A 26,091-nucleotide genomic window follows, 5' to 3' on the forward strand; every position below is an offset into this window, starting at 1 on the left:
ATTCTATAATAAAATAACAAAACATGTCTGTAGCAAAAAAAGAATATAAACGCGTTACCGTTAAATCATTAGTAGAAATGAAAAAAATGGAGAAAAAATCTCCATGCTGACTGCCTACGATTATACTATGGCTAAAATAGTAGATGGTGCAGGTACAGACGTTATTTTAGTTGGTGATTCTGCTAGTAATGTAATGGCTGGACATGAAACAACATTGCCTATTACTTTAGATCAAATGATATATCACGCATCCTCTGTAGTGCGTGCTATTGACAGATCTTTAGTTGTAGTAGATTTACCGTTTGGTAGTTACCAAAGTGATCCAAAAGAAGCTTTAAGAAGTGCTATTAGAATCATGAAAGAGTCTGGTGGACACGCAGTAAAATTGGAAGGTGGTAAAGAAATTAAAGACTCTATTAAACGAATCCTTAATGCTGGAATACCTGTTATGGGACATTTAGGTTTAACACCTCAATCTATATATAAATTTGGAACTTACACTGTAAGAGCTAAAGAAGAACAAGAAGCAGACCAACTAAAGGAAGATGCACTTATGTTAGAGCGCATTGGATGTTTTGCTATTGTATTAGAAAAAATTCCTGCAAAATTAGCTCAAGAGGTTGCACAAAGCGTGTCAATACCAGTAATAGGTATTGGAGCCGGAAATGGTGTTGATGGTCAAGTACTAGTCTTACATGATATGATAGGTATGACGCATGAGTTTAACCCTCGTTTTTTACGTCGTTACATGAATTTATATGAAGAAATGAGTCAAGCAATTGCTCAATATGGCGAAGACGTTAAAAGTGGAGACTTCCCTAACGATAACGAACAGTATTAATAACTTTTAGCTATTAAGACTAATTTGCAATACTATTATATATCCTAATGTCAAAAGTTTTATCTAATAAAGACAACCTTCAAGTTATTTATGAGGACAACCATATTATTGTCGTTAATAAACGTGCTGGAGACCTTGTGCAAGGTGACAAAACAGGAGACACACCATTAAGTGACGTTATTAAAAATTACATTGCCCAAAAATACAATAAACCAGGCAATGTGTATTTAGGGACTGTCCATAGACTAGATAGACCAACAACAGGCTTAGTTATATTTTCAAAAACTAGTAAAGCCTTGCCAAGATTAAATAAGTTGTTTGTATCAAAAGACATCTCTAAAACCTATTGGGCTTTAGTTAAAAATAGGCCAGAAAAAGATGCTGATACTTTGATCCATTGGTTAAAGAAAAATCCAAAAAACAACAAGTCTACAGCGTATATAAAAGAAGTACCAGATAGCAAAAAGGCAATCCTGCATTACAAGATAATCAAAAAGCTAGATAACTATTTTTTACTTGAAGTTAATCTAGAAACAGGACGTCATCATCAAATACGCTCGCAATTGTCTAGTATAGGTTCTCCAATTAAAGGCGATTTAAAATACGGATTTGATCGCAGTAACAAAGACGCAAGCATAAGCTTACACGCAAGAAACATACAATTTACTCATCCAGTCTCTAAAGACGATTTAAACATTACAGCACCTTTACCTAAAGATCCTATTTGGGACGCTTGTTTGTAATATTTGGGCGTTACCACAAGGGTCGTGTCATCCATTATATCTTTTTTTGCCATTTATGGCAGCAAAAAAAGGATGCCATTACTACCACTAACGCATGAGCAGCAAATCAATAAAATAGTTTATCTTTAATATTAAAACACTACTATGATTCCTGAATTATTAAACAATCAAAAAACGTATTTTAAAACAGGTAAAACATTAAGTGTTCCCTACAGAAAAACACTTTTAAAATCGTTGTTAAGTCAATTAGAAACTAGAGAGCACGAGATTATAGATGCGTTATATAACGATTTTAAAAAGCCTGAATTTGAAAGTGTTTTAACCGAAACAGCAATTGTAATTCAGGATTTAAAACACACTATAAAAAAATTAAATAAATGGGCAAAACCAAAGCGCGTATTACCAGCGTTATTAAACTTTCCGTCCACTGATTATTTGTATGCAGAACCTTATGGAAGTGTTTTAATTATAGCACCTTGGAATTATCCCTATCAATTAGCATTGGCACCACTAGTTGGTGCAATTGCAGCAGGAAATACAGCCATTTTAAAACCTAGTGAGTTAACACCACACACCTCTGCATTAATTAGCGATATTATTAAAACTGTTTTTAAACCTGAACATGTTGCTGTTGTGCAAGGTGGTGTAGATACCTCTACCAAATTACTAGAGCAACATTGGGATTATATTTTCTTTACAGGTAGTGTCGCAGTTGGTAAAATAGTAGCTAAGGCTGCTGCTCCAAATTTAACTCCTGTTACATTAGAGTTGGGTGGAAAAAACCCTTGTATAATTGATAATACAGCAAATATAAAGCTAGCAGCAAAACGTATTGTTTGGGGTAAATTTGTAAATGCAGGTCAAACGTGTATTGCGCCAGATTATGTTTTAATACATGATAGTAAAAAAGAAGCTTTTTATAAAGCTATGCAGCATGAAATACAATTAGCATACTCCTCTACTCCAAAACAATCTAAAGATTTTGCGCGAATTATAAATGCCAAAAATTTTGAGCGCTTAGCAAAAATGTTAGTTAATCAAAAGTGCATTATTGGCGGACAAACTGATGCTTCTGATTTGTACATTGCGCCAACTATTATTGATGAGCCACAGCTTGATAGCGAAGTGATGAAAGATGAGATTTTTGGTCCGATTCTTCCTGTGATTTCTTATCAAAAAGATTCGGAATTAGACACTATTATCATGTCATACAATAAACCGTTAAGCTTATACGTATTTGGCTCAAATTCCGCGAAAGCGAAACAATTAATACAAAAATTCTCGTTTGGAGGAGGATGCATTAATGATACCATTGTACATTTTGCTAATCATAGATTACCGTTTGGAGGTGTAGGTAATAGTGGACTTGGTGCTTATCACGGACAGTACACCTTTGACACGTTTAGTCATAAAAAAGGTGTTGTTAAAAAAGCTAATTGGTTGGATATACCTGTGCGTTATGCGCCTTATAAGGATAAGTTAAACTTTATTAGAAAGGCTTTAAAATGGCTATAATAGTAGTCTATTAAGCTTGTTTTATTAAGGGATACTCTAATTGCAACTTAACACCATTTCCTGGTTTTGAAGTTAAATTGTAGGTGGTATTAATAAGCTGGGCACGACTTTTCATGTTTAATAAGCCTGATCCTTCTTTTACTGTATTTATATCAAATCCTTTACCATCATCAGTTGCTAATAAAATTAGTTTATCTGCTAGATAATTTAAGGTTACTGTCAAGTTTTTTGCTTCAGAATATTTAACTGTATTGGAAAAAAACTCTTGTAAAATTCTGAATATAATAATCTCGTGCTTTTTATCATTAAAAGGAACTACTATCCCTTTTACTTGTAATTCTGCAGAAGCAAATTTCATTTTTTTAAGTCGGTTTAACTCATTGGTAATGGACTGTTCAAAACCAATATTTAGTATCACCTCATTATTTAACGATCGTGATAACATCCTAACTTCTTTTAAACTCTGTTTTACAAAATCTGAGGCTTCAGCAAAGTTTTCGTTTCCGTCAACATTTAATTTAGTTTTAAGGATATTAAGTTGCATGCTAGCTGCTGCTAACAACTGACCTACGTTATCGTGTAGCTCCCAACCAATATTTTTTAGGGTTTGCTCTTGTATTTCGGTTTGTGCATTTGATAGCTCTAAATCAAAAGCCCGTTGTTGTAAAATTTTATCTAACAGTAATGTGTTTTTTCTTTTTTGAAATACTATAAAAAACAATACTACCAAGGTGGTAACCACAATAAGCACACCAATCATATAAATTAGCAAATAACGTTCTGACTGTGTAGAGGTTGCCTGTGTTTGTATAAAATTTAAAGTATTATTCATTTATTTTTTTGAGGTTTAGAAGCTATTAGACCCAATACAAAACAAGTATACATAAATATATTAGCAAATAGAAATACGCGACGTTTTAAATTTGCAAAATCCCAGTCTGCAGTGGTATTATAACTTTCGTAAAAAATAATTGGAGTTGTTACAAGCCACCATAAAAACAATCCAAAAGTAGCGTATACGCTAAAAGATTTTGAAATATTTAAAAGGTCGTCACTTTTAAGTAATTCTAAACAAAAAAGCGTTACACATATAAAAATTATTGAGGCGTCTAAAATAAAATAAAACGTATGATGCGCATTAAAAAAGGCGTCGTAATTAAGGACTACATGTATAGTAAAAATTAAAACATATATTAAGCTTATATATTTAATTATAGCCTTAAACATCTTGATTTTAAACAAATTATAATAGTAAAATAAGATAAAAACGATACTTCCAAATAACCAAAACACATTATACCATAGTCGGGTTGTTAAGCCCAATTGTCTTACACAGTGCACTATTGCGTTACCTTTAAGATAAGTTAAGACACATCCCACAAACTCGACAAAAACTATGTAAGCTAAAAAAAATATAAAAATTTTTGTTGCTTTACTTTTATGCTTTTTAAATAAAATAACGCCTGTTATAAGCGCAATTAATTCAAAAAAATAAACAATAAAATTAAAATGTTTGGTTATAAAATCTATCATTTAATCGTTTTCATGAGGCCTGGAAATTAATAATCCAAAAGTAAAAGTTAAGTACATCATGATATTTGAAAACAAAAATATTTGCCATTTTAAGATTACAAAATTCCAATCTTGATCAGAATTATAAATACCATAAAAGATAACTGGTGTTGTAATTAACCACCAAAAAAGCAACGCTAGACTAATATAAAAATCTAATATTTTATAAAACCTAAGCATTTTATCACTTTGTAACAACTCGATAAAATAGCACGTTGTAAATGTTATAATAGAAAAAGCAGCTAAAACACTTATTAAAGGTAAAAAGCCATTAAAAAACTGAGTTGTATTACACGCTATATAGATTATTGAAATTACTAAACTTAATATCCCTACTGCCAATACTATAATTTTATGTGTTTTGTTTTTTAAAATCTTATGATAATAAAACATATAAAACACTATGCTTCCTAAAATGTAAAAAATTGTAAACAGCCAATAATTATATCTAAATACAGAATTTTGTACAGTAGTTAACCACTCAAACGTATTGTAAAACGAAGGATATTCTCCTAACAGGTCAATAACAAAAACATAGAATAGAAAATATATAAAATACTTACCAGAAGTTAACTTGTATTTTTTATAGCATAATAAAGCAATAAGCACAGCCAATAACTCTACACTGTGGGTTATTAAACTATAATTTTGTTTCAAAAATGTTTCCACAATACGGAATTAATGAGGATAATTAGAATTTGGAGGATTCCCAGCAGTTCCCATATTTAAAGGGTTAGCTCCTTCAATATCAGTATTAGCTGATGCTGCAAAACCTTTACTTCCATCAACCATTTTTACATCTCCCGTTGGTACCATAAACATAGTAGTATATCCAACCTGATTTTTACTTGTTGGATAAGCTCCTAAATACACTCTTAATCCACTCATATTATAACCTAAGCTATCAGATTGGTTTTTAGCATAATCTATATAATTAGTAACATCATCTAAGGACCACCAGCTTGAGCGATTATCAGGTCGTTTTACAATACTGTCGCTAATTAAAGTATGTCTAGAATTGTAGGTAGAATCTAACACTATTGCTTGATTTGGTGTAATTACACCTCTTGGTTTTATAATTGGGTCAGTAACGTGAGATCCGTTTAAATTGTTTGAATAAAAGTACATTACCAATGCGCCAATAATTAATCCTAAGATTAAGCTGCCTAAGTTTTTCATTTGTTTTAAAAGTTGGTTAATAGCAATTTAAAAGTAATAAAAAAATTAGCTAACTATCTTTTACATAGAAAACTATCTAATAAGAAAACATATTAAATATTGTATTGTAAGGCTGCTACTAGTCTAGTTTAATCAAATTTTCTGGCTCAGAGATTAAAAAACCAATAGCAAATGATATATACATTATAAAGTTTAGAGATAAGTAAATTTCCCACTTTAATAAAATATAATCCCAATCACCATTTACCATATAAACATCATAAAACGTTAATGGTGTCACGACAATCCACCATATAAAAATGGCTATAGCTATATAAAAATAAAGAAACTTATAAAATTTTATAATTTTATCATTCAATAATAATTCTATAAAATAAAAGACACTACAACTAAGTATTATTAAGGCTCCTGTTATCTGAATTACGGGAAAAAACTGAAAGAAAAACAAATCACGATTATAAATAATATATAGTATAGAAAAAAGAACAAACCCATAAGTACTATATTTTAACACCTTATTAAAAAGCTTATTAGGAATAACTTTTTGAAATAAAAGCGAAAATAATACAATACCAACAATATCAAAAGCAATAGTATACCACCAATAATTTTGTCTAAATAATGAATTATATATTGGCTCTAAAAAGCTAAAATTTTTGTACAACGAAGAGTAAGTACCTATTAATTCTACAATTAAAAAATAGATTAAAACTTTAACAAAAAAAGTAGCAGGTGTTCCTTTATGTTTCTTGTAAGTTACAAGACCAGAAACAACTGCTACTAAAATGAAGAATTTAGTTAAAATACTATAATTGTCCTTTAAAAATTCTTCCATAATAATTAATTTGGATAACCAGCTCCTGGAGGCATTCCTCCTTGTCCTCTATCAATACCATCAGCATCTTTTATATCCATGTTTTTACCATTAACATCTTCTGTTGGTACCATAAATATAGTGGTTAATCCTTTAGATGTTTCCTTATCGGTTTGCACACCTAAATAGCATCTTACACCATTTACATTAGGATTTTGTTCTTTAATCATTTCTAAAAATGCTTGCATATCTTCAAGAGAATACCACGAAGACCTATTATCTTCCTGACCTGCAGCAGTATTGTTAGCATCTTGACGTAGTTTAGTCCACGCTTGACTTAGTGTTTCGGCTTCTGTAGCCGAAATTTTTCCAGTTGGTTCTGACATTTTAAAATAAGGTTTATAGTTATTAATAGCTGTTTACGAAAGTACTGAAAATCTATTAAACTTTAAACATTTATCCCAACCAACCATCTCTATCTAAACTTCTGTATTGGATTGCCTCACTAATATGATTACCTTTAACATCTTCACTACCTTCTAAATCAGCTATGGTTCTAGATACTTTTAATATTCTGTCGTACGCTCTTGCGGAAAGATTTAAGCGTTCCATTGCTGTTTTAAGTAATTGTTTTGAAGCCTCTTCCAACTTACAATATACCCTAATTTGCTTGGTAGACATTTGTGCATTATAATGTACATTATCAAAAGTTTCAAAACGAGTGGTTTGGATTTTTCGTGCTTTAGTTACCCGTTTTCTTATATCTACAGAAGCTTCGCCTTTACGTTCTTCAGACAATTTTTCAAAAGGTACAGGTGTGACTTCAATATGAATATCAATTCGGTCTAAAAGCGGTCCGGAAATTTTACTTAAATAACGTTGCATTTCGGCAGGACTACTAGTTACAGGAGCATCAGGATCGTTAAAATAACCACTAGGACTAGGATTCATACTAGCAACCAACATAAACGATGATGGATACGTAACTGTAAATCTTGCTCTAGAAATGGTCACTTCTCTATCCTCTAACGGTTGTCTCATGACTTCTAAAACACCACGTTTAAATTCTGGTAATTCGTCTAAAAATAAAACACCATTATGTGATAGTGATATTTCTCCTGGCTGTGGATATGCACCACCACCAACAAGTGCAACATCTGTGTAAATTGTTTTGTGGGGGGAATAAAAACATATCAATTTTTTATAAGTTTATAGGGTAATAATTTAGTTTGAAAAAATATTTCATTAAAATTTCACTTTCTTTTTGTAATCTTGAAACATATAACTAAACATAAAAAAATTTCTTTAATTAACTAAAAAACGCATAATAAGAGCCAATGACTGTATTATATCATAGAGCAAATAACTAAGCCTAAAATCATAAAAATCACTTGTATTCAAAACTCCTCAACACTACCTATAAAGATTTTAAACCTGCTTAACGTGAGGTCCCAAAAATCTATCACCATTAAAATGAATCATATGGTCAGGGTTTTCTGAAATCCAAACTTCTGTTTCCCAAGCAATATCACTGACATTCTTTTTAAATTCCTTTTTATCTAAAAATGCAGTAACGTACACCTTACCAACTTTGCAATCTTTAAGAGCTTCTTCTAGTTCTGTCCAACGCTTAGCAGAAACAGGTCCGTGGCTAGTAACGGCTTCAATTAGGAACAACCACTTCCTCTCACTATCGTAAACAACAACGTCAGGTAGTTTATCGTGAGACATAGGCGAAACTCCTAGCTCTTTTAGATATTCCATTTCTAAGTGCATTAATTTACCACCTTCACCAATTCTACTACTTGCAGTGTCCCCTATATATAATACAATTCCACCTTCACCTACGAATCTCGGACAAAATTCGTGAATGATATCAGCGTGTAGTTGATTATGTTTTCCTGGTGACAGTGTAATTAATTTACCGTCAGGAAGCGTTACAGGTATCTTTTCCAATTTCCTTTTTCTTTGATATTCCTCTCGCAAACTAGGTGACAGAACTAAAAACTCTTTTATTTTGGTCTCCCAATCACCATCAGGATAATTTTGTAGCATTTCAATTATCTCCTTATTTAAAGAGTAATTATTATCCTTACTATTTGTAGCTCTTTTAGGATTATCTCGGTTTCTATCTATAATACGAGCTTGCTCAAACTGATGTAAAGTTTGCCTTCTTATAGTTTCTCTACTATTTGGTTTATAATCCATATCATAATGCACTCTTATAAACTCCATAATAGCATGGGTAGGTAATAGTAATGCTTTAGCTTCGTTCCATTTTATTGAAGGAATAATGTTTGCCAATGCAAGAAATACCCAAGCAGAACGATTGTTTGTTTGCTTTTTCGGTAACTCTAAAGCTTTTAGAATAGCTTTAGCATCTTCTAACTTTTCTATTTGTTTATCAGTCATTTAAAATGTTGTTTATCAAAATATTAATAGTATTATAGTCCAAATTATTTATTCCTTCAGCTGATTTACCAAGTGCTATAATTTCACTCCTAGTTGGTGTTTTCATTATACGAACATCCGTAGAATTAACTTGTGTATTACCCGAAATACATCTATAATAATTATCCATAAACTCAGAATTAAATAGTATAGACAACCCCAAGGCTTCTTCATCTGATAACTCCGAATCCTTCCGTTTTATGTAATTTAATTTATTGCTTACACCGATATAATCATTAAAATTATAAGGATTATATACACTCGCTACAAGTCTTCTTTTCTCATCTTTTGAAGTAAATCGTTTCAAAATAACATACTTCTTATTAGGTAAAATGTGCTTACTATAATCATCAATTAGCTTAAAAGAAAAATCTTTTTTATCCTCACCATTCCATAAAACACCATTAATTTTAACATTATGAGCTTTTAATAAAGGTACAGTGTTCTCATTGTGTTTAAGACATTGGTATTGTCTAGTTCGGTGTAAAACTACAGGACCTGTAGATATGGAATACCCCTCCTGTGAAAATGAAGATGGAAGGTTTTCAGCTTTTTTTAATATATCAAAATCATTCTGATTTTCTGGTATTCTTATTATTTCTTCTCCATTAGATTTATCCACTATGATACTCTTTGGATATTTTACAAGAATTGAGTTTTCTAAATCAGAAGTACCGAAGCAACTCGAAATTTTTATTTTAGAATACGTATCATTATTCTTAACAATTTTAAAAATGATATTTTCTTGTAAAACTTTAGAATCAACAAATACATCTTTTCTAGACTTGAATATATGCACTAATTCAAGTTTAGAATTATTTAAAATATATTTTCTAAAACCTTTAAAGTAAAGACCATTTAAGAAACTGCGTGGTGTTATAGCAATAATTTGACCGCCCACAGCCATTGACGACAACGTTACAGCCAAAAATGATGCATAAATATTAGGGTCTCCTTTAAAAAGGTCTGCTGTTTTCTTTGAATAAATAGAATTTTTTACGGAATATTTAAAATATGGCGGATTAATAACCGATACATCAAACCTTTGTTCATCCTGCAAATCTGGTCGTAAGCTTACAAAATCCTTATTAATTATAGTAAAATTAAAAATTTTACTTCTATCTCTAAATATAACACTAACATCATTTAAAATTTTACGAAGTTCATCGATTATATCCTTATCAATTTCGTAAATCGTTGCACTAATATTATTAATATCATTATCTAATAAAAATAGAGCAGTTGAGACAGTTAACATACCATGACCTGCACCACAGTCTAATAATTTAACATCTTCGGGATTTAAAGACCCAACATCTATAAGCGAACTCATAAATGAAGCTATAGGTGCATCCGTAAAATATTGACCTAGTTCTTTTTGAGATTCTTTACCTTTTTTTAGAATACTCCTTTTGCTTAACCCTTAATTCTGAAATCAAATTTTGTCTTATTGAGATTTGTGAAATACTTAGTGGAATATTACAAAGTTAAATATGTTAAACTAAGAACCAAATTAAGTGTCTAACAAAATACATTATTTTGAATAATAATTTTAAAGTGTATTTGTAAAGTATCAAAAATAATTATGCTTTTTTACTATATGGCAGACAGACAACAAAACCCTTATTATTAGTTTTTTACAGATGCCACTTACGTGCCATCAACATGCCAGAAACAAATAATTTGCCTTTAAAAATCTATATTTCAATAGTATACCAAAGAAGTATATGTCATAAATCTGTCAATATCCATAAAATTGCTAGCTAAAAGACGGCAAACTTGCAAGTAATGGCATTATTTGCCACCAAATCATGTGCGTTGATGGCAAACAATATCAAAAATTAAAACGGATAGTTTGCTATAATGTTTGTGTAGTTTTTTGTATTTTTAAGACTAACAAAAAAGAGTAATATTTGAATAAAACAAACAAAAAAATCCTCTACATTGATATGGACAATGTATTGGTAGACTTCCGTTCAGCGTTCCCTTTTTTAGACGATACTGTAAAGGAGAAATTTAAAAATAATATGGATGACATAGAAGGGATTTTTTCTCTTATGAAACCAATGAAGAACGCAATTAAATCCTTTGAAATATTAGCAAAGCATTTTGATGTATACATTCTTTCCACCAGCCCTTGGGACAACCAAACAGCAGCATCAGAAAAAGTAGCATGGGTTAAAAAGTATTTACCTGAATTAGCCTATAAGCGATTAATATTATCACATAATAAACATTTAAACATAGGTCATTATCTTATTGATGATAGGTTAGCTAATGGTGTAGACCGTTTTTCTGGAGAACATATCCATTTTGGTCAGAAGAATTTTGAAAATTGGAATTTGGTTGTAGATTATTTACTTAAAAAAGAGACTATAGATGACTGATAAACAAAAAGAAAAATTCTTAACAGAAAATATTTACAAAGGACTAACTAATTTAAATACAGGTTGGGATGCATCTTCAATTTATTATTTTACAAAATCAGATTTTAAAGTTCTTTTATCTCGAGTAGAGAATTTAAGAATTGGTATATACGGAATCGAACCATGGGATTCTGATAATCATTATTTTGGTGTGAAATTATATGATGACTATTCATGTAAGCCCTCCGACCCATCATGGTACAATAAAGCTTTTAGTGAATTTGTAAATACAGGAGAAGAACTACAGTATTCTGCTAGTTATTATTTCCCTAAAGACCTATTAAAATTATAAATTTAATGATTCAAAAAAATCATCTACAAGATACTTCATGGGCATAAGTGATTCCTTTTCAAATTCAAGAATTAGGTTTGCAAATGTTTTTTTATAATCATCATCGATTTTATATAAAATAATAAGAGATTCCAAATTAGTAAATCCTAATTTCTCTAATTCCTTTTCGGTAATATCCTTTTTAATCGATATACTAATTTTTGTATCATCAAATACCAACTTAGTTAAATCTCTTTTTTCTAACCACCCATTCGTTTTAGCTTGTTCCCAAATGCCTTCAGAAAGCAAATCCTCAATAACAGTAGGGAATGTAATCCCCTTTTTCTTTATGGATTTTAATATTGGAGAATATTTAGCGCTGCATTTTCTTATTAGAAATGTTTTAGATTCAGCAGAGTTTATATCGATAAGACTTCTTAGTTTATCAATTGAATCTTTACCTGCTTTATCATCATCAAATAGTCCAATTGCTTTTAAATATTGTTTATCATTTGGTTTTATAGCTAACTGTTTCCCCCAAATAAATAACTGCCTTTCAACCCAAGAAGCTCCTCCTCCATATTTTATAGTGTCTATGAATAATAGCTTTTGTTTATCAGGATAAAACTTTGAAATAGTGAATTCAATTATTTTCTTATCAGTTGTTCCTTCTACAAATAAGGTTTCTATTTTTTCGACGTTTATCCTTGATTTAACTAAACTGATATGAAATATTAAATCTCTTAAACTATCTTTCCATTTCTCTTCACTTGCATCATAATACCAAACATTCCAAACATTCTTTAAGTCTTTTTTTAACTCTATGAATTGAGTTAAACCTATAATGTACATTGGGACATTTGCTTTTGTTCTCCTTTTATACAAACTTCTTACTAATGACTCTCCTCCTGAATCATCAGGTGAATCATCATGTTTAATCGGCATTTTTAAGTCAGTAATTAAAAGATGAAACTCCTTTCTTTGTAAATATTCAATTGCCTCTTGAACGCAAGATGCTTGGTTTATAGATAAAGTTTCCGTAACCTCTTCTTTTATTGCGGTTATAATCGAAGTGATTTTGTTTATATCATCGTCAACTATAAGAATACTTATAAAACTCATTTTTTTATCTTGATTATCAATTCATTCAATTTCTCAATCCAATTATCTTCATTTGTCTTAAAAAGAACTGCACCAATATAAAACTCTTCATAAGATTCTTTATACCTTTTATCTAGTTCTTTAAATGTTATAGCTCCATTATTTGTGGGAAAAACATCAAACATCGTAAACAGTATTGTAGGTAAAAAGTACTTCTTCCTTTTCATTTCCCGAAGAATTTTCTCTCCTCCAAATTGCTCATAATTACCACCTAAATCATTCTTGCCTTTTTCCCATAAAGGAATAGTCATATCTAAAATTAAAAAATCATAGTCTTTAAAATTGTTTTTCAATTTGGTAACACCTCCTTGAAATGATTCTTCTAAAGTGATGTCATCTTTAGAAAAATACTTAACTAGTCGAGCAATTTTAGTTACATCATCTTCTATAATTAATACTTTATTCATTAGAATTCGTTTTTGTTATTTTAAAGAATAAATCTATAGATAATTCATCTTCAGAAATACTGAAGTCGAATTTATCTGTTTTAGAATAAGTCTCATATAGTAAAATCCTTTTTATTTTATCAAACCCACTCTTATCCTCTTTATTTGACCTATCGATATTAGTATGGTCATTCCAATTGTCTTTAACCTTTTGTAGTCTATTAAAATTCAACGAATAGTCATGACCCTTCTTTAAATTATTTCGAAAGGAGACCTTTGCGAATGAATCTTCAAATTGTTCTATAGTAATATTAATACATGTTTCTTCTGGTCTTAATTTTGAGTGACATATGATATTGTTTAAAAAAATATTAAAAACAAAGATTAAACTAGAATAAACCCCAAAAGGCTCTATATTACATTTTACTATTGGTTGAATAGGGAAATTTGGATTAATACCATTAGTTAAAACAATACTTGCATCAATAACTGTTTTTATACTCAGTAATGATTTAGAGTCTGTAGTATTTAAATAAAACCAATTTGAAATCACTTCTAATTCTTTTTGAATTTCAGTACCAGATTTGATTAAATTTGGTATTAGCTCACAATCTGGAGGTAAATTATACCCTCTTATTTCCTGGATGTATTTATCAATTATACTTTGAAATACTTGTCTGATTTCTCCATTAAACCTGCTTACAATATCCTCTTGAAGAGTAATTAAAGTGTGATTTACTAAAGAGACTAATAACATATCAATAATTTTCTCAGTACTATCAAAATTTGCCTTATTTCTCATGTAGTAATCTAGAAGAACTTCATCATTAGTCAAAAATTCAAAAATCCCGTATTCTTTATCAATAGATTTTTCAGTTCTAATTTGTATAAGCTTATCAACAATGAATATTGTGTATTCATCTATTTCAGCTGAGAAGCTCTTTAATGCTTTTTGAACTCTAATATTTTCTACAAAATTATTATTTAATTGTTGCTCCCAAACTTCATTGTCTTTGTACTCACTCTTTAATTTAGATGTAACTAAATTTAATTTTTCAAAAACACTTCTTAAATGATTTTTGAGAGCCCCATGGCGAATTCTTGTACTTAGACAACTATCAAGCCCATGTTCTTTACTGAATAAAAAATTTTCTCTTGATTCTAAATAAATATTCTTAAAAGCTAAATATTCAGCCGAGTTAAATGAGTTAACTTCGGTATTGCTAAAAGACAATAAAGTGTCCCAGTTTTGTTTATTAGAAGAGTTAAAACTAATTAATTTTTGAACTGATGAGGATTGTTCTATTTCTTTAAATCTTTTAAAATCATCTTTAAATTTTTTAATCTGATTCTTTTTAAGGTTGTCCACGTCAATATATAATCGTCCTTCATCTACCTCTTTTAAAACTTTTCTAACTGAATTGATTCTTAATATTTCATTTATTTCCTTTTCATATTCTAATTTGGAACCTTTATTTAATTTTATCAAAATCTTAAGTACCATAACTCTATCCTCCTCAACTTCGCTAATAGAACCATAGTCTGAAGAATATTTAATGGTGTCAATTATTGATACATTTTCAAGGAAATAGATAGTTTTTCTTAAACCAAAACGATGTACAAAAGATTTAATATCTAAATCTTTAAGGTCTTCAATATCATTTGCGAATAAAAAATCATCATAAATTTCATAAAGGTCAAACTCTTTACTGTGTAATGACATCACTATAGGCAACTCAATATGCGCCTCAAACTCTTGTTTATTTTTACACTCTTTAATTTTAGTAAATAAAAGGGATGTGTTAATTTTTCTTGAACTAAAATTCTCATCAAAAAAAACAAGTCCATATAATTTTAATGCTTTGCCTATTAAATTTTGATGAAGATAAGCGCTGAAAAGCAAACTAACTTTTCTTTCTTTATAATAATTAACTGCATCAAGTTTTGGTTCATTTTCTAATAATCCTATAACTTTAGCATATTCTTTTTTACTAAAATACCTTATAGCTTCAAAAGTCTTATTTTGTCTATAATCGTTTGAAATCAATCCTTTTAAATTGGTGTTTAGACCTAATTTGTATTCAGCTACTTGGAATGATAAATTATCTCTAACAGGTTCAAGATTTTTTATAATGTTCTCCCTTGTATGATGGAAGAAAAGAAATTTACATGTTGTATAACTAGATGAAAACAAACCTCTAATATAGTGTCTATTGTTATTTGCTTCTATTTCAGAAAGTAAACTGAATACTTGTTTCCCAAAACTTGTGTTCATATATTTTAATGCAATTGTTAACAGGAAATCAAAATGTTCTTTTTCATCATTTTCAAACCTAAATATCTGAAATACACTAAAAAGAATTTTGTCAACACCTTCACTAATACCTATCTCAATAAAATCGGATTCTAAATTAATTAAAGACTTGCAGTAAAATTCGTAAAATTCAAACTCTAATGGGTTTTCTTTTAATCCTTCTGTAGACAATTCAAGAGTCTTTTTAAATAACCCCTTGTAATAAGAGTTCGAACAATTTAAAAAAGTTCATTGTCATTAGCTTTATCATAATCGCCTTTATCATTTACTAAATTATAAAGATTTATTAGTCTACCGTCATTATGAATAATTGTTTTAGCTTTTTTAAGGAAGACTTGATAGAATCTATCGTATTTACTTACATTGTGTATATTGTAAATAATAGCATCAATTAAAATCAAATATTGGTCTACTATAGATAGTGTATTTGCTACGTAATAAACACTTTCTAAATTTTTATAAGAATACTCGTAATAAGGATAATTAAAATTTTTAAATACAAAAAAATCTTCAATCATTCCATCTGCATTTATAGTGTCAATGTCATTTTGAAATTGATTTAAAAAGCTCTCAAAATTCATCTTAGATTCAACTCTTTTACTACTGGAGTTAATGATGAATTCATAAATAGGATTCTTAATCTTAGTAAGGTAATTACTTAGCAAATTCCAATTGGCTTCAGTCCCATTTATATTATCTTCTAACAATAAATTAGCTTCAATACTCCAAAGGCTAATTCCAAATTTAGATTCTATTTCTTCAACTATTAATCTGGCTTCATCATACTTATCTAATATTAATTGTGTCTCAAAATGATTTTTCAATTTTATGAACTCATTTATTTCTCCAAAATAATTTTCTAAAATATTAGTTAGCCATCTAAACTCAATCTTCAAATCTTCAGAAAAAGTAAAAGGCTCTTTCAGTTGTATATCTTCAATTGATTTAAAATAGGGGGTTTTGTATAAAAATTGTTTGAACGAGGGATTAAGAGAAAGAGCTTCTTTAAATTGACCTGAATTTACATTACGCTTAATTTGGTCAATTTTCTGAGGTAGAGTTGTGGCTCTGTTTCTTAATATTTCACTTACTTTTTTTCTATAATTCATTTTTTAATAAACGTATTTTTTTACAACTTCAGCCCATGTGTCTTATCATCTAATTATTTCTATATCTAAAATAATATCAATTCTTTAGGGTTGTTTTTAAGAGTGTCCAATTTAGACTCTTCTGGAAGTTAAAAATAGGTGTCGTCTTCAGATTATTCTCTAGAATAGTCTTCTCTTGCCATAATGACTTCCATCTATTCTTCAAAAACATCGTTAGAACGTTTTTTGAATAAAATAGAATTTATATTCATAAAACTATTAGAGTAATTAAGGGAGTGTTAAAGATATAATTTATTGTTTAAATCTAGTCAAATTACAATTTAAAAAGAAAAACAATAGTTATATGTTACTTATCAAAAGACAGAAGTTGTGAGGTTGAAATATCAAAAGCATTGGCTATACGTTTTAGCATTGAAATTTTCATTTCTTGTTTGCCAAGTTCATATTTCCTAAGGTTTTGCGCATCAATTTCTGCTTTAAAAGCAATTTCTTCAATGGATAAATTCCTTTCTTTTCTCAAAGTCCTAATGTGTTTGCCTAACTGAATACAAAATTCGGGAATGTCTTTTTTTCGCTCTCTTTTTATCATATTCAAATTTGCTTACAATTAGTTACTTTTAACCAATTGTATGCAATGGGTTGAATACAACCTTTTTTTATTTTACATTTGTGTAATTAAACTTTGGTTTTACGGAAAACCATAAAGAAGGTAAAACCTGCTTTAATATATTTGAAAACCTTAAAATATTAATCAATAAATTATAATAATGAAAAACAACCCAATCACTTTTAGTATGCTTTTATTGGCAACAAGCTTATTTACTATGTCTTGTTCTGATGACGATACAACCGAGCAAAGAGCAGAACCAACAACACAACTAGACCTTTTAAAAGGAACATGGGAAGAGAGTAATGTTACACATGACGGAGTTGATAGTGAAACCCAAGTAATTTGTAACAATCAAAGAGAACGCTACATTTTTGATGAAGACAATATGTTTACAGAAAGATATTTTGACGATAATTGCAATGAGGACTTTGATTATGGTGATTTTACGATAAATGCAGAGTCGCTTGTGTTTGCTTATGATGATGCATCAACAGACACTTATCAAGTAAATGAATTAAATGACACTACCTTAATAATTAGTTTTGATGATGGCGGAATCTTAGTAGAAGAAACATACACTAAAATAGATTAACATAAATATGAAATACAAAATTTTAATTGTTCTACTTCTATTCAATTACTTACAGGGTATTAGTCAAGAAACTTTTAAACTTAGAGACATTAGTAGATATAGTGTTTACACCATAGAAGAAGTGACATTGTATATGCCTGATTATGATGCGGAAATTAAAAACCCAATGTATGAAGGTATTTATAATGAAGGCGTAAAAGAGTTTATAGTAAATTATAAAGATATTTTAATTGATTTAGATTACGCTGAAACTTTAAAGGGTAAAGAGGGGCGAAAACTTAGAAAATCGTTGAATATTAGAAAATCAGAAATTCTATCAAAATATGCACCTTACTTTAATGGATTAAAATCAAAATGGCACTTTGTAGGAGTAGATTTTAATAGTCCCAGTTTATTAGAAGAAAGTAAAAAAGTGCTTAAGAAAATAGAAGGGACAAATTTGAATGCAAAACATTTAACAGAAAATGAACTGCTAAATAAAATCCCTAAAAAGAGAGTAACATTTAAGAAGCTTATTTATTTGGGAGACAAATCAAATATAAAAGGAGATTATTACATAGCAGACAGAATAAAAGTCTCTTATTCTTATAATCCTGACGACAATACTTACAAAGACCAAATACTAGAAGGAGATAAAGACTATTCTAAATATAGCATCTATAATTATTTTAAAAGTGTTGATGGCTCTGGTACGGACTTTTATAATAGTAATATTGATATTTATGACCCTTACGCTGTAGAACGTAAACCTAAAAAACTTACTTCTAAAGAAAAAACCATCGTTAACAAAATGAAAATCTATAAGAAAGAGATGAATTATCTTGTGGATAAAATAGCGGAGTATAGAAGTAAAACTAAAACAGCTTATGACGCTACTAAAAAGGGGCAAGCTCTTCAGAAAAAAGTAGAAGCATTATATGATAATAATGATGACAACTATTACGACTTTATGCAACTGTTAGACATGGACACAAAAGAAGTCATGGTTCAATTTAATCAAGTTTTACGAGGTGCTGTTATACTCTTTGGATTGTAGATTAATAATCAAAGCTTAAAACAAAAAAACCACTCAGTATTTGAGTGGTTTTTTTGTACCAAATTTTTCTTTAATAATTTTTCTGGAATAAGATAGCTGAATTATTATTCTCCTATATCTTCTCCCCACCAATCCACAATCGTCTTAACTTTTATCCTATCAATAGATTCTAAATTTTCACAATTTAAAATATCATCTGCTTCTATTTGATAGCAATTCCAATATCCAGAGAAAAAATCATCCATCACCTTTAACTCAGAATGTGGTGTATCCTTACCATCGACTATAATAAGAACATATTTTACAGCTCCTTTATGAAATATAGTAATATGTGGAACAAATAATAATTTTCCTCTATCAAATTCTGGTTTAAACCATTCAAGATAATCTACACAATGTTCATTCCTTTCATTGTAAGGAATAATACCTTTAGATTCCTCAAAATAATAAGAGTTATCAGATTCATAAAAAGGTAAATCTTTATAAACACCATAATTTCGTTTCCAATGGAATTGTGCTATTTCCGAAGAATCACCAGACATGTCTTCTTCCCTTAATATTTTAAATAATATTTCTTTTGCTTTTTCTACTTTATTCATCTTTATTGTTTTTTATATTTCCTAGAAATTCTGATAATTGACCTTCAGATATTCTTACGGTATTATCGATTTTGTAACTTTTTAACTCTCCTTTTTTTATCCAGTTGTCTATTGTGAATATAGATACTGAAAAATAAGACTGAAGCTCTTTACGTGTATATAATTTTTCTTTCATATTTGTTATATTTCTTATTGCGTTATACTATATATATACTTTAAGCTAATATGATTTAGTAGTAAGTAGATAAGTTTAGATATAAGAATCAATAATTAGTGAATAACTATATTTTCAAAATATTACTTTAGCAAGGGTTGAATTTTGGAAGTATTCATGAAACGTAACCCTTAAATTTTTGCAACAATATAAATATGACACATAAAAGCATTCAATTTAAAATAACATCAGTTAGAAAAGATAAAAATGACTATGTACCAATTGATTATGATAAAAAATACTTTACTGACTACAATGCTAGATTCAAGAAAGATATTGAGGATTTTGGTCGTAAAGTGTTATTCTACGGAAGTACTTCTCTTAAATATAGATTTCAGTCCGAAGTAGAGGAGGCTAAAAGAGCTGAATTATCCATCTTCGAACATGAGGCAAAAATAGAAAAGCATAGAACTAGGAAGGAAAAAGATTTTCATGTTGATGGTGTATATGCGCATTATAGTGTTAATGAGTTGCTTATAGCTTTAAATGCATTTTCTGCTCAAAATATTTCTCATCATTATTCTATGAAAAAGGAATTGGAAAATCTCAAGAACAAGTCTATTAAACAAGGATTTGATTTCGAAACACCTCCAAAGTACAATTACAAAGCCAAGGGATTAGTTATTTCAAAACGATTAATGCAAGGAGGGATAAGTACACAATCTAATTCTATTTGTCAGGGGTCTCCATTTTTATTTTTTGATATAGATGTTAAGGCAAAAGAAAACATAAAACTATATACAAGCGATGGAATACCTAATAAGTTAAATACCGAAGTGTTTGAGTATTTAAAAACTATCGCATTAATAACAGCTAGGTCAGCAAGTGGACTTGGTATTTGTGGTATTATGTATGTTCCTAGTTTAGCGAATGTAACTAACAATAGACGTCATAAAAGTATGGGCATTGCAGTTTATGATTACATTAATAATAAACTAGACCTACCTTGTAAAATTAAATTTGATGAAGCTCAAGCTCAGTTTACTCAAGGACGTTCGTTTCCTGTTCAGTTTTATAGTAACAATGACAGATATAATTGGGATAAAATAGAATTAAATAAAGATGCTATCGAATTTAAAATTGAGTCTATTGAATTTGATAAAGAACTAAATGAAGTTAAACATGAAAATAAAAGAGAGGAATCAACATACACATACACAGATGATGTTTATAATCAAAAATATAACAATCAACCATTAATTAAAAAATATAACAAGGAACATTTCTGTCATGAAATATTCATGAACAATGGATATGAAATAACTAAAGAAGAAAATTCTCAAGGATTTTCTAAATTATCAAAGACAGGTAAGAAAAATGATTCTATATCACTGTCAAATAAGTACAATACTTTTAAATGTTTCTCTGAAAGTCTTCAGGGTTCTACCTCATTTGATTTATTGTCTCAACTTGAATTTAATGGCGATTCCAGAGAGGCTTATAATAATGTTAAGAGTATTTATGAAGAAAAAAATGACAAAGATGTATTTGATTCAAAATCTGCTCTAAATAATTGGGAATTGATTGATGATGAAGATAAATTTTATGACCATCCAATGGAGAGTCTTGAAAAAGCTTACTCATTAGTAGAGTTAAATGAAATCATTGGTTCAAATACAATTTTTACTTCTTTTAATATTGACGATAATGGTAAATTTGAAGTTGTAGATACTACTGCAAAAGAATTATTAGGAATAATAGAACGTGATATTGAATTATCTCTTCATAGAACATATAAATCCACAGGTTACGAATATCCTGTCCTTGACATAATTAAAAATACTGATATATGTACAACTTTAAAGGTTGAAGGATTTTTAACAACAGATTTAATCATCAACAATTGTACATCATATATAAACTATATATATGCAGGTTGTGGATTAGGAAAAACAACAACCTTTCTGGGTAAAAACAATCCTAATATAGATGGCTTAACGAAAGATTTTAGTGTTTTATTTATAGTACCTCGTAAAATGATGGTAGAACAACAAGCTCTAACAGCAAATGGTTTATGTCAAATAGTTGCGTCTACAGGAGATAAAAAAATTAAAACTAATGATGGTATTGAATATATTCAGTCAATTGGCAATAATTCAGAAAAATTATATGATGATAAAAATAATCTTAAATCTGTAATTTTAACCTATGACCAATTTGTTCATCTTCCAAATGATTTAGTTTCTAAATATGATTACATTGTTTTTGACGAAGCTCACTTATTAACTTCAGATTCTTATAGAGAAGCAATTCCAAAATCATTTTTAAAAATTGAAGAAGTTAAAAAAGAAAACTCAGAGGCAAAATTTATTTTATTATCTGCAACTCCTAGTATAGAATTATTGACAATATCTAAATATCATAGAAATGATTTTAAACTTTTAAATATTGTCAAATCTCATAAAGAGATTCCATCTTTATATATACATAATTTTAGTCATACAGAGAGGGTAAAAAAAGATATACAAATATTTGAGCAAGTAGTATCTGATTTAGACCAAGGAAAGAAAGTTGTAATTTTTTGTGAAAATAAAAATCAAATAAATTTACAATGGAACAAGTTAGAGGAATACTGTAATGATATGGGGATTAAACCTCCTTCAAGAAGTTATGTTTCATCAGAATCAAAAGAGCTAGACCTTTATAAAGAATTAGTGAAAAATGAAAATCTTAATGTAGATGTAATGTATAGTACCTCTGTATTAAATGTTGGTGTAAACATATCATCAGGGGTAGAAAAAGGGGTAAGTTTTATTTTTGATTATAGTTCTAATAATGGCTATGACACAGCTATAGGGCAAATTCAATTATTATTTAGAAACCGTTCTAGATTAACTGAAATACATTGTTTCTCTAATTTGATGGATACTTCAAATCCTAATTTGTTCAAAATTAATAAACCTGCAATCAAAAACGATGAAGTCAATTCTATCTTTGATAAGAATATATTAGATAAAACTTATGAAAATAAAACGCTAGCAAAAAGCACTAAATATAGTGAGGTGAGTTTTAGTCATTTTGAAGAAGTATCAGATTGTGCAACAGCTACACTTGAACTAAATGAGCAGTTAATCACAGAACAAAAGAGATTGGATACCTTTATTAAACAAGCAGTAACTCATGACTGTAAGGTTTATTATGTGTTGAATTCAGATACAAGAAACTCAAAATTGAAAACAGGAGATTTATCAAACGAATTTTCATTGAATGTCATTAATGAATTGCTAACTTTAGATATAGGTCAAAGAATTTATTTTGAAAAAGGACTACAATCAACTGCTGATAAAATAGAGCCTACATTTAGTTTAGACCAGAATAGCCTACAAATTAGAGACGAAATTAGGTATTATCAATGTGCGTATCATTCTGCTTTTCATCCATTATTACAAAAAATAAGAAGGAGTTATAACACCTTAATGTATTATTACAGGGAAAAAGATAAACTTAAAGACGTTTTCAATTTTATTATTAATACATCAAGTAAAAAAGCAATAGACAAAAGAATTGTAGATTATATAAACACTTATAAAACCATTCATGAAGATAGCATAATAACACAAATGACAGACAGTGTTATTAGCTCAAAAGGAGATTGTATTAATAAGATAACTTTAAAAAACACCCTTAATTCAATTATACCAAATGAAATAAGCTCTCATTTTTCAAAGAATCTTTCTGATGAATTAATAAAAGCTAATTATCAAAATGTTAAGGTTATAAGTGAACCACAATTTCAACATTTTTTTAAAGAACATATTATCAATAAAGTTAATGACTCTTTTCTCAAATTATATAAAACTTCTACCTCAAAGACAGATAGGGAAGAATTGAAAATAGAGAGTTTGAATATTTTAGAGAGTAATTGGAAAATTGAGTCAGATGTCAATGATTCCCTTATTTTAAGTTTTTTAGGGTTTGATATGCATAGTAACTCTTTAAGTAATGCAGATTTATTTGAAAAACTTCTTAGGGAGCTTTCTGAGAAATATCCTAAAAAAGGATTGAATCAACATATATTAGTTGATTATAAAATAGAAAAGGATAACTTTAATTCTAACAAAACCGTATCCATTAGTATAACCGATTTTTGTTTAAAATACAATAAAGAATTATCTGATTTTAGAGAAAAACCTGAGAATAAAAGAAGTAAATTTTGCTATGCAATTATTAACAACGGAACAGAAGATGTGATAATAGAAAAAAGCATGAAATTATTACATTCAAAATTAAGTGATAAAGGTATTTTATCTAAAATGGTGAGTCCTCAAAATTACAACTTTGAAAAACTGAATAATTTTAATAAAACAGATAAGTTAAATTCTTGTAGGAATTATACGGTAATAAAAAAGATTCCTATATAATTTAATTAATTGAGCAAACTATCCATTATTAATATAGATAGCAACCTCATACCAATTATATGGCAGTCATAAACACTCTGTATTAATAATTAAATTAAAAACTTGTATTACAAATTGTGACCTGTGCTTTTAGATTACTAATTAAAGTATAATCACAGGTCAAGATTTGTAATGTTATTATTTATAAGTCTACTCTATTCAATATACATAATCACCATAAGATAAATGCCGTAAACATACACTTGTCAGGGAATTATCACTATATTAGTGTTATTATTTAACACAACCTAAATTAATAACATTTTATGAGCAAAATTGCATATTATATGAGAACCTCTCACTATCTCCAGAACATAGGAACACAGGTGGATAAAATTGAAGAGGGTTGGAAAATTTACGAGGATAAAGGTGTCAGCGGGCGTATCCCATTCCTTGAACGTCCAAGTGGTAAACGTCTCATTGATGATATTGCAAACGGTAAGATAAATCAAGTAATCGTTCTTCGTATCGACCGCCTTGGAAGAGACTTAGAAGACATGCTTAAAACCATTAAAACTATCCATAGTTATAATGTGCCTATCACATCACAAAACGAGGGTATAACTACTCTTATCGATGGTAAAGAGAGCGTAATGTCTAATTTATTAATTAATATTTTAAGCTCAATAAGTGAGTTCCAATATCACCAGACTAGAGAAAAAACATTAGCAGGAATTGAACGTGCTAAATTAGATGGTAAATATAAAGGACGAAAAACTGGTAGCACAGAAAGTGTTGAGACCTTCTTATCGAAGCCTAAGGTTCAAAAGATAATGACGTTGCTTAATGAAGATATAGGTGTCAGAAAGATTGCAAGGATTGTTGAATGTTCACCTAATTATATATATAAGGTAAAGGGAGCAATGACAAATGTTTCTTCTACATATTAAATAAGTTAAACATTGATTATAAAAAAACATCTTATTTAAAAGATTTTTATTTTCTGTCTATATAAGAACATAGTTAATCAAAATTCATTCCTATTTGACTATCTCTGAGGCTAGAATTTATTCGCAGTATAAACTCCTCTTTGTTATTAAAAATTCTCTGGTTCTTGTGAGGGTTATTTATTAAATGCAGTATTCCTTCGTATTCATTCATATCTTTTAACATCGGAGTTGGATTGAACAACATTATTTTTTTACCATACTTTTTAGCAAAATTTATTGTGTGCATTGTTCCTGAGTTAATTCCCATTTCAATTGGAATCACTGCTTGCGACAAAGCTGATTGAATTCTATTTCTTTGAACAAAACTTCGCTTACCTCTATTGATGTTAAAAATCATTTCGGAAATGAGACATCCTTTTTTATCCAAAATCTGATTAGCTAAATCATAGTTCTCCGATGGATATATAGAATCCAGTGAATTTGGTAATACAGCTACAGTATATTGATTATTTAATAATGCTCTTTTATGTGCAAAAGAATCTATTCCCAATGCCAGACCAGATACAACACCATGGTTGACCTCGTTTAACCAATCAGTTATCTCAGAAGTTATTTTATTTGCATGTTTTGAAACATTTCTACTACCGACAATAGCTGATAAATCACAATCTCTCAATTGCCCCTTGTAATATAGTATTGGGGGAGCATCTGCAATTCTCTTAACAAGCTTAGGGTAATTATCATCATAGATAGATATAGATTGTATATCGTGATATTTAAGTTTGTCAATACTTGTACAAGCTTTTGATTTAGCTTCTAGTATAGCTTTGTCTGTATAATTGAAATTTTTAGATATTACTTCTAACAAAACATCAAAATTGTTATACAGGGATATATAATCCTTAATCACTCTAATATTATAATTAGTAAGATATGTAAGAATGATAATATTTTTATGTGATATGTTT

Annotated in this window: 23 protein-coding genes and 2 pseudogenes; 9 read left to right on the forward strand and 16 right to left on the reverse strand. The window is 29.0% G+C overall.

The features are described 5' to 3' along the window. Positions 1-23 precede the first annotated feature (23 nt). From panB to AC0L3M_RS05165, 3 genes and pseudogenes are all read left to right on the forward strand, one after another. Positions 24-841, forward strand: a pseudogene (panB, locus tag AC0L3M_RS05155) (3-methyl-2-oxobutanoate hydroxymethyltransferase). A 47-nt stretch (positions 842-888) separates the two neighbouring features. Continuing rightward, a complete protein-coding gene (locus AC0L3M_RS05160; RefSeq protein WP_473432073.1) occupies positions 889-1,584 on the forward strand; it encodes an RluA family pseudouridine synthase in 696 nt (231 codons plus the stop codon). Between the two features lie 144 nt (positions 1,585-1,728). Then, positions 1,729-3,099, forward strand: a complete 1,371-nt coding sequence (locus AC0L3M_RS05165) for an aldehyde dehydrogenase (RefSeq protein WP_473432074.1) — start codon at positions 1,729-1,731, stop codon at positions 3,097-3,099. 10 nt (positions 3,100-3,109) lie between these two features. Here AC0L3M_RS05165 and AC0L3M_RS05170 read toward each other — a convergent pair whose 3' ends face one another. The 8 genes and pseudogenes from AC0L3M_RS05170 to AC0L3M_RS05205 form a co-directional block, all read right to left on the reverse strand. Then, entirely contained in the window at positions 3,110-3,931 is an 822-nt protein-coding gene (locus AC0L3M_RS05170) for a sensor histidine kinase (protein WP_473432075.1), read from the reverse strand. A gap of 701 nt (positions 3,932-4,632) precedes the next feature. After that, positions 4,633-5,340 carry a hypothetical protein gene (locus AC0L3M_RS05175; protein WP_473432076.1) on the reverse strand — a complete coding sequence of 236 codons (708 nt, stop codon included), beginning with the start codon at positions 5,338-5,340 and terminating at the stop codon, positions 4,633-4,635. Between the two features lie 9 nt (positions 5,341-5,349). Further along, a complete protein-coding gene (locus tag AC0L3M_RS05180) occupies positions 5,350-5,850 on the reverse strand; it encodes a hypothetical protein (protein WP_473432077.1) in 501 nt (166 codons plus the stop codon). Positions 5,851-5,968: 118 nt separating this feature from the next. Continuing rightward, on the reverse strand, positions 5,969-6,685 hold the full coding sequence (locus AC0L3M_RS05185) for a hypothetical protein (protein WP_473432078.1): 717 nt from the start codon (positions 6,683-6,685) through the stop codon (positions 5,969-5,971). 5 nt (positions 6,686-6,690) lie between these two features. Further along, positions 6,691-7,050, reverse strand: coding sequence for a hypothetical protein (locus AC0L3M_RS05190; protein ID WP_473432079.1), 360 nt, complete (start codon positions 7,048-7,050; stop codon positions 6,691-6,693). Positions 7,051-7,120: 70 nt separating this feature from the next. Next, positions 7,121-7,852: pseudogene (locus tag AC0L3M_RS05195) on the reverse strand (YifB family Mg chelatase-like AAA ATPase); the annotation flags it as partial. A 240-nt stretch (positions 7,853-8,092) separates the two neighbouring features. Continuing rightward, on the reverse strand, positions 8,093-9,076 hold the full coding sequence (locus AC0L3M_RS05200; RefSeq protein ID WP_473432080.1) for a BsuBI/PstI family type II restriction endonuclease: 984 nt from the start codon (positions 9,074-9,076) through the stop codon (positions 8,093-8,095). Continuing rightward, on the reverse strand, positions 9,069-10,448 hold the full coding sequence (locus AC0L3M_RS05205) for an Eco57I restriction-modification methylase domain-containing protein (RefSeq protein WP_473432081.1): 1,380 nt from the start codon (positions 10,446-10,448) through the stop codon (positions 9,069-9,071). The genes AC0L3M_RS05200 and AC0L3M_RS05205 overlap by 8 nt, the downstream gene beginning before the upstream one ends. Positions 10,449-11,064: 616 nt before the next feature. Here AC0L3M_RS05205 and AC0L3M_RS05210 point away from each other — a divergent pair. Continuing rightward, positions 11,065-11,502, forward strand: a complete 438-nt coding sequence (locus AC0L3M_RS05210) for a 5' nucleotidase, NT5C type (protein ID WP_473432082.1) — start codon at positions 11,065-11,067, stop codon at positions 11,500-11,502. Continuing rightward, positions 11,495-11,833, forward strand: a complete 339-nt coding sequence (locus AC0L3M_RS05215; protein ID WP_473432083.1) for a hypothetical protein — start codon at positions 11,495-11,497, stop codon at positions 11,831-11,833. Before AC0L3M_RS05210 ends, AC0L3M_RS05215 begins: the two co-directional genes overlap by 8 nt. Here AC0L3M_RS05215 and AC0L3M_RS05220 read toward each other — a convergent pair. The 5 genes from AC0L3M_RS05220 to AC0L3M_RS05240 all read right to left on the reverse strand — a co-directional run bounded on the left by AC0L3M_RS05220 (position 11,828) and on the right by AC0L3M_RS05240 (position 17,371). Beyond that, the gene (locus AC0L3M_RS05220; protein ID WP_473432084.1) at positions 11,828-12,934 is read right to left on the reverse strand and encodes a PleD family two-component system response regulator; all 1,107 of its coding nucleotides are present in this window, start codon (positions 12,932-12,934) and stop codon (positions 11,828-11,830) included. The genes AC0L3M_RS05215 and AC0L3M_RS05220 overlap by 6 nt on opposite strands. Further along, complete coding sequence (locus AC0L3M_RS05225; RefSeq protein ID WP_028284066.1) at positions 12,931-13,380, reverse strand: response regulator; 450 nt, start codon at positions 13,378-13,380, stop codon at positions 12,931-12,933. The genes AC0L3M_RS05220 and AC0L3M_RS05225 overlap by 4 nt, the downstream gene beginning before the upstream one ends. After that, a complete protein-coding gene (locus AC0L3M_RS05230) occupies positions 13,373-15,844 on the reverse strand; it encodes a hypothetical protein (RefSeq protein ID WP_473432085.1) in 2,472 nt (823 codons plus the stop codon). Before AC0L3M_RS05230 ends, AC0L3M_RS05225 begins: the two co-directional genes overlap by 8 nt. A 47-nt stretch (positions 15,845-15,891) precedes the next feature. Beyond that, entirely contained in the window at positions 15,892-16,782 is an 891-nt protein-coding gene (locus AC0L3M_RS05235) for a hypothetical protein (RefSeq protein ID WP_473432086.1), read from the reverse strand. A gap of 346 nt (positions 16,783-17,128) precedes the next feature. After that, entirely contained in the window at positions 17,129-17,371 is a 243-nt protein-coding gene (locus AC0L3M_RS05240) for a helix-turn-helix domain-containing protein (RefSeq protein ID WP_036597659.1), read from the reverse strand. Positions 17,372-17,549: 178 nt separating this feature from the next. Here AC0L3M_RS05240 and AC0L3M_RS05245 point away from each other — a divergent pair, with 178 nt between their 5' ends. Both AC0L3M_RS05245 and AC0L3M_RS05250 read left to right on the forward strand, forming a co-directional pair. Next, entirely contained in the window at positions 17,550-17,984 is a 435-nt protein-coding gene (locus AC0L3M_RS05245) for a lipocalin-like domain-containing protein (protein ID WP_028284068.1), read from the forward strand. A 7-nt stretch (positions 17,985-17,991) separates the two neighbouring features. Further along, entirely contained in the window at positions 17,992-19,020 is a 1,029-nt protein-coding gene (locus AC0L3M_RS05250; RefSeq protein WP_473432087.1) for a hypothetical protein, read from the forward strand. Between the two features lie 104 nt (positions 19,021-19,124). On the opposite strand, the gene AC0L3M_RS05255 is transcribed toward AC0L3M_RS05250, so the two are convergent. Continuing rightward, positions 19,125-19,619: a hypothetical protein gene (locus AC0L3M_RS05255; protein ID WP_473432088.1), complete on the reverse strand. Its 495-nt coding sequence runs from the start codon at positions 19,617-19,619 to the stop codon at positions 19,125-19,127. Then, positions 19,612-19,794, reverse strand: coding sequence for a helix-turn-helix domain-containing protein (locus AC0L3M_RS05260; protein WP_473432089.1), 183 nt, complete (start codon positions 19,792-19,794; stop codon positions 19,612-19,614). The genes AC0L3M_RS05255 and AC0L3M_RS05260 overlap by 8 nt, the downstream gene beginning before the upstream one ends. A gap of 194 nt (positions 19,795-19,988) precedes the next feature. Between AC0L3M_RS05260 and AC0L3M_RS05265 the strand changes: the two genes are divergently transcribed. After that, on the forward strand, positions 19,989-24,194 hold the full coding sequence (locus AC0L3M_RS05265; RefSeq protein WP_473432090.1) for a DEAD/DEAH box helicase: 4,206 nt from the start codon (positions 19,989-19,991) through the stop codon (positions 24,192-24,194). 305 nt (positions 24,195-24,499) lie between these two features. Further along, on the forward strand, positions 24,500-25,123 hold the full coding sequence (locus AC0L3M_RS05270; protein WP_473432091.1) for a recombinase family protein: 624 nt from the start codon (positions 24,500-24,502) through the stop codon (positions 25,121-25,123). 73 nt (positions 25,124-25,196) lie between these two features. On the opposite strand, the gene AC0L3M_RS05275 is transcribed toward AC0L3M_RS05270, so the two are convergent. After that, complete coding sequence (locus AC0L3M_RS05275) at positions 25,197-25,991, reverse strand: DNA-processing protein DprA (protein WP_473432092.1); 795 nt, start codon at positions 25,989-25,991, stop codon at positions 25,197-25,199. Positions 25,992-26,091: the final 100 nt, after the last annotated feature.

It is taken from the genome of Olleya sp. KJ81-1, assembly GCF_055808135.1.

What these genes read in the sequence shown, in the direction of transcription:
- AC0L3M_RS05270 (WP_473432091.1), top strand. Translation starts at nt 24,500, where the DNA reads ATGAGCAAAATTGCATATTATATGAGAACCTCTCACTATCTCCAGAAC.
- AC0L3M_RS05235 (WP_473432086.1), bottom strand. Translation starts at nt 16,782, where the DNA reads ATGAATTATAGAAAAAAAGTAAGTGAAATATTAAGAAACAGAGCCACA.
- AC0L3M_RS05165 (WP_473432074.1), top strand. Translation starts at nt 1,729, where the DNA reads ATGATTCCTGAATTATTAAACAATCAAAAAACGTATTTTAAAACAGGT.
- AC0L3M_RS05260 (WP_473432089.1), bottom strand. Translation starts at nt 19,794, where the DNA reads ATGAAAGAAAAATTATATACACGTAAAGAGCTTCAGTCTTATTTTTCA.
- AC0L3M_RS05185 (WP_473432078.1), bottom strand. Translation starts at nt 6,685, where the DNA reads ATGGAAGAATTTTTAAAGGACAATTATAGTATTTTAACTAAATTCTTC.
- AC0L3M_RS05225 (WP_028284066.1), bottom strand. Translation starts at nt 13,380, where the DNA reads ATGAATAAAGTATTAATTATAGAAGATGATGTAACTAAAATTGCTCGA.
- AC0L3M_RS05250 (WP_473432087.1), top strand. Translation starts at nt 17,992, where the DNA reads ATGAAATACAAAATTTTAATTGTTCTACTTCTATTCAATTACTTACAG.
- AC0L3M_RS05245 (WP_028284068.1), top strand. Translation starts at nt 17,550, where the DNA reads ATGAAAAACAACCCAATCACTTTTAGTATGCTTTTATTGGCAACAAGC.
- AC0L3M_RS05265 (WP_473432090.1), top strand. Translation starts at nt 19,989, where the DNA reads ATGACACATAAAAGCATTCAATTTAAAATAACATCAGTTAGAAAAGAT.
- AC0L3M_RS05170 (WP_473432075.1), bottom strand. Translation starts at nt 3,931, where the DNA reads ATGAATAATACTTTAAATTTTATACAAACACAGGCAACCTCTACACAG.
- AC0L3M_RS05205 (WP_473432081.1), bottom strand. Translation starts at nt 10,448, where the DNA reads ATGAGTTCGCTTATAGATGTTGGGTCTTTAAATCCCGAAGATGTTAAA.
- AC0L3M_RS05210 (WP_473432082.1), top strand. Translation starts at nt 11,065, where the DNA reads ATGGACAATGTATTGGTAGACTTCCGTTCAGCGTTCCCTTTTTTAGAC.
- AC0L3M_RS05180 (WP_473432077.1), bottom strand. Translation starts at nt 5,850, where the DNA reads ATGAAAAACTTAGGCAGCTTAATCTTAGGATTAATTATTGGCGCATTG.
- AC0L3M_RS05215 (WP_473432083.1), top strand. Translation starts at nt 11,495, where the DNA reads ATGACTGATAAACAAAAAGAAAAATTCTTAACAGAAAATATTTACAAA.
- AC0L3M_RS05190 (WP_473432079.1), bottom strand. Translation starts at nt 7,050, where the DNA reads ATGTCAGAACCAACTGGAAAAATTTCGGCTACAGAAGCCGAAACACTA.
- AC0L3M_RS05255 (WP_473432088.1), bottom strand. Translation starts at nt 19,619, where the DNA reads ATGAATAAAGTAGAAAAAGCAAAAGAAATATTATTTAAAATATTAAGG.
- AC0L3M_RS05240 (WP_036597659.1), bottom strand. Translation starts at nt 17,371, where the DNA reads ATGATAAAAAGAGAGCGAAAAAAAGACATTCCCGAATTTTGTATTCAG.
- AC0L3M_RS05200 (WP_473432080.1), bottom strand. Translation starts at nt 9,076, where the DNA reads ATGACTGATAAACAAATAGAAAAGTTAGAAGATGCTAAAGCTATTCTA.
- AC0L3M_RS05160 (WP_473432073.1), top strand. Translation starts at nt 889, where the DNA reads ATGTCAAAAGTTTTATCTAATAAAGACAACCTTCAAGTTATTTATGAG.
- AC0L3M_RS05220 (WP_473432084.1), bottom strand. Translation starts at nt 12,934, where the DNA reads ATGAGTTTTATAAGTATTCTTATAGTTGACGATGATATAAACAAAATC.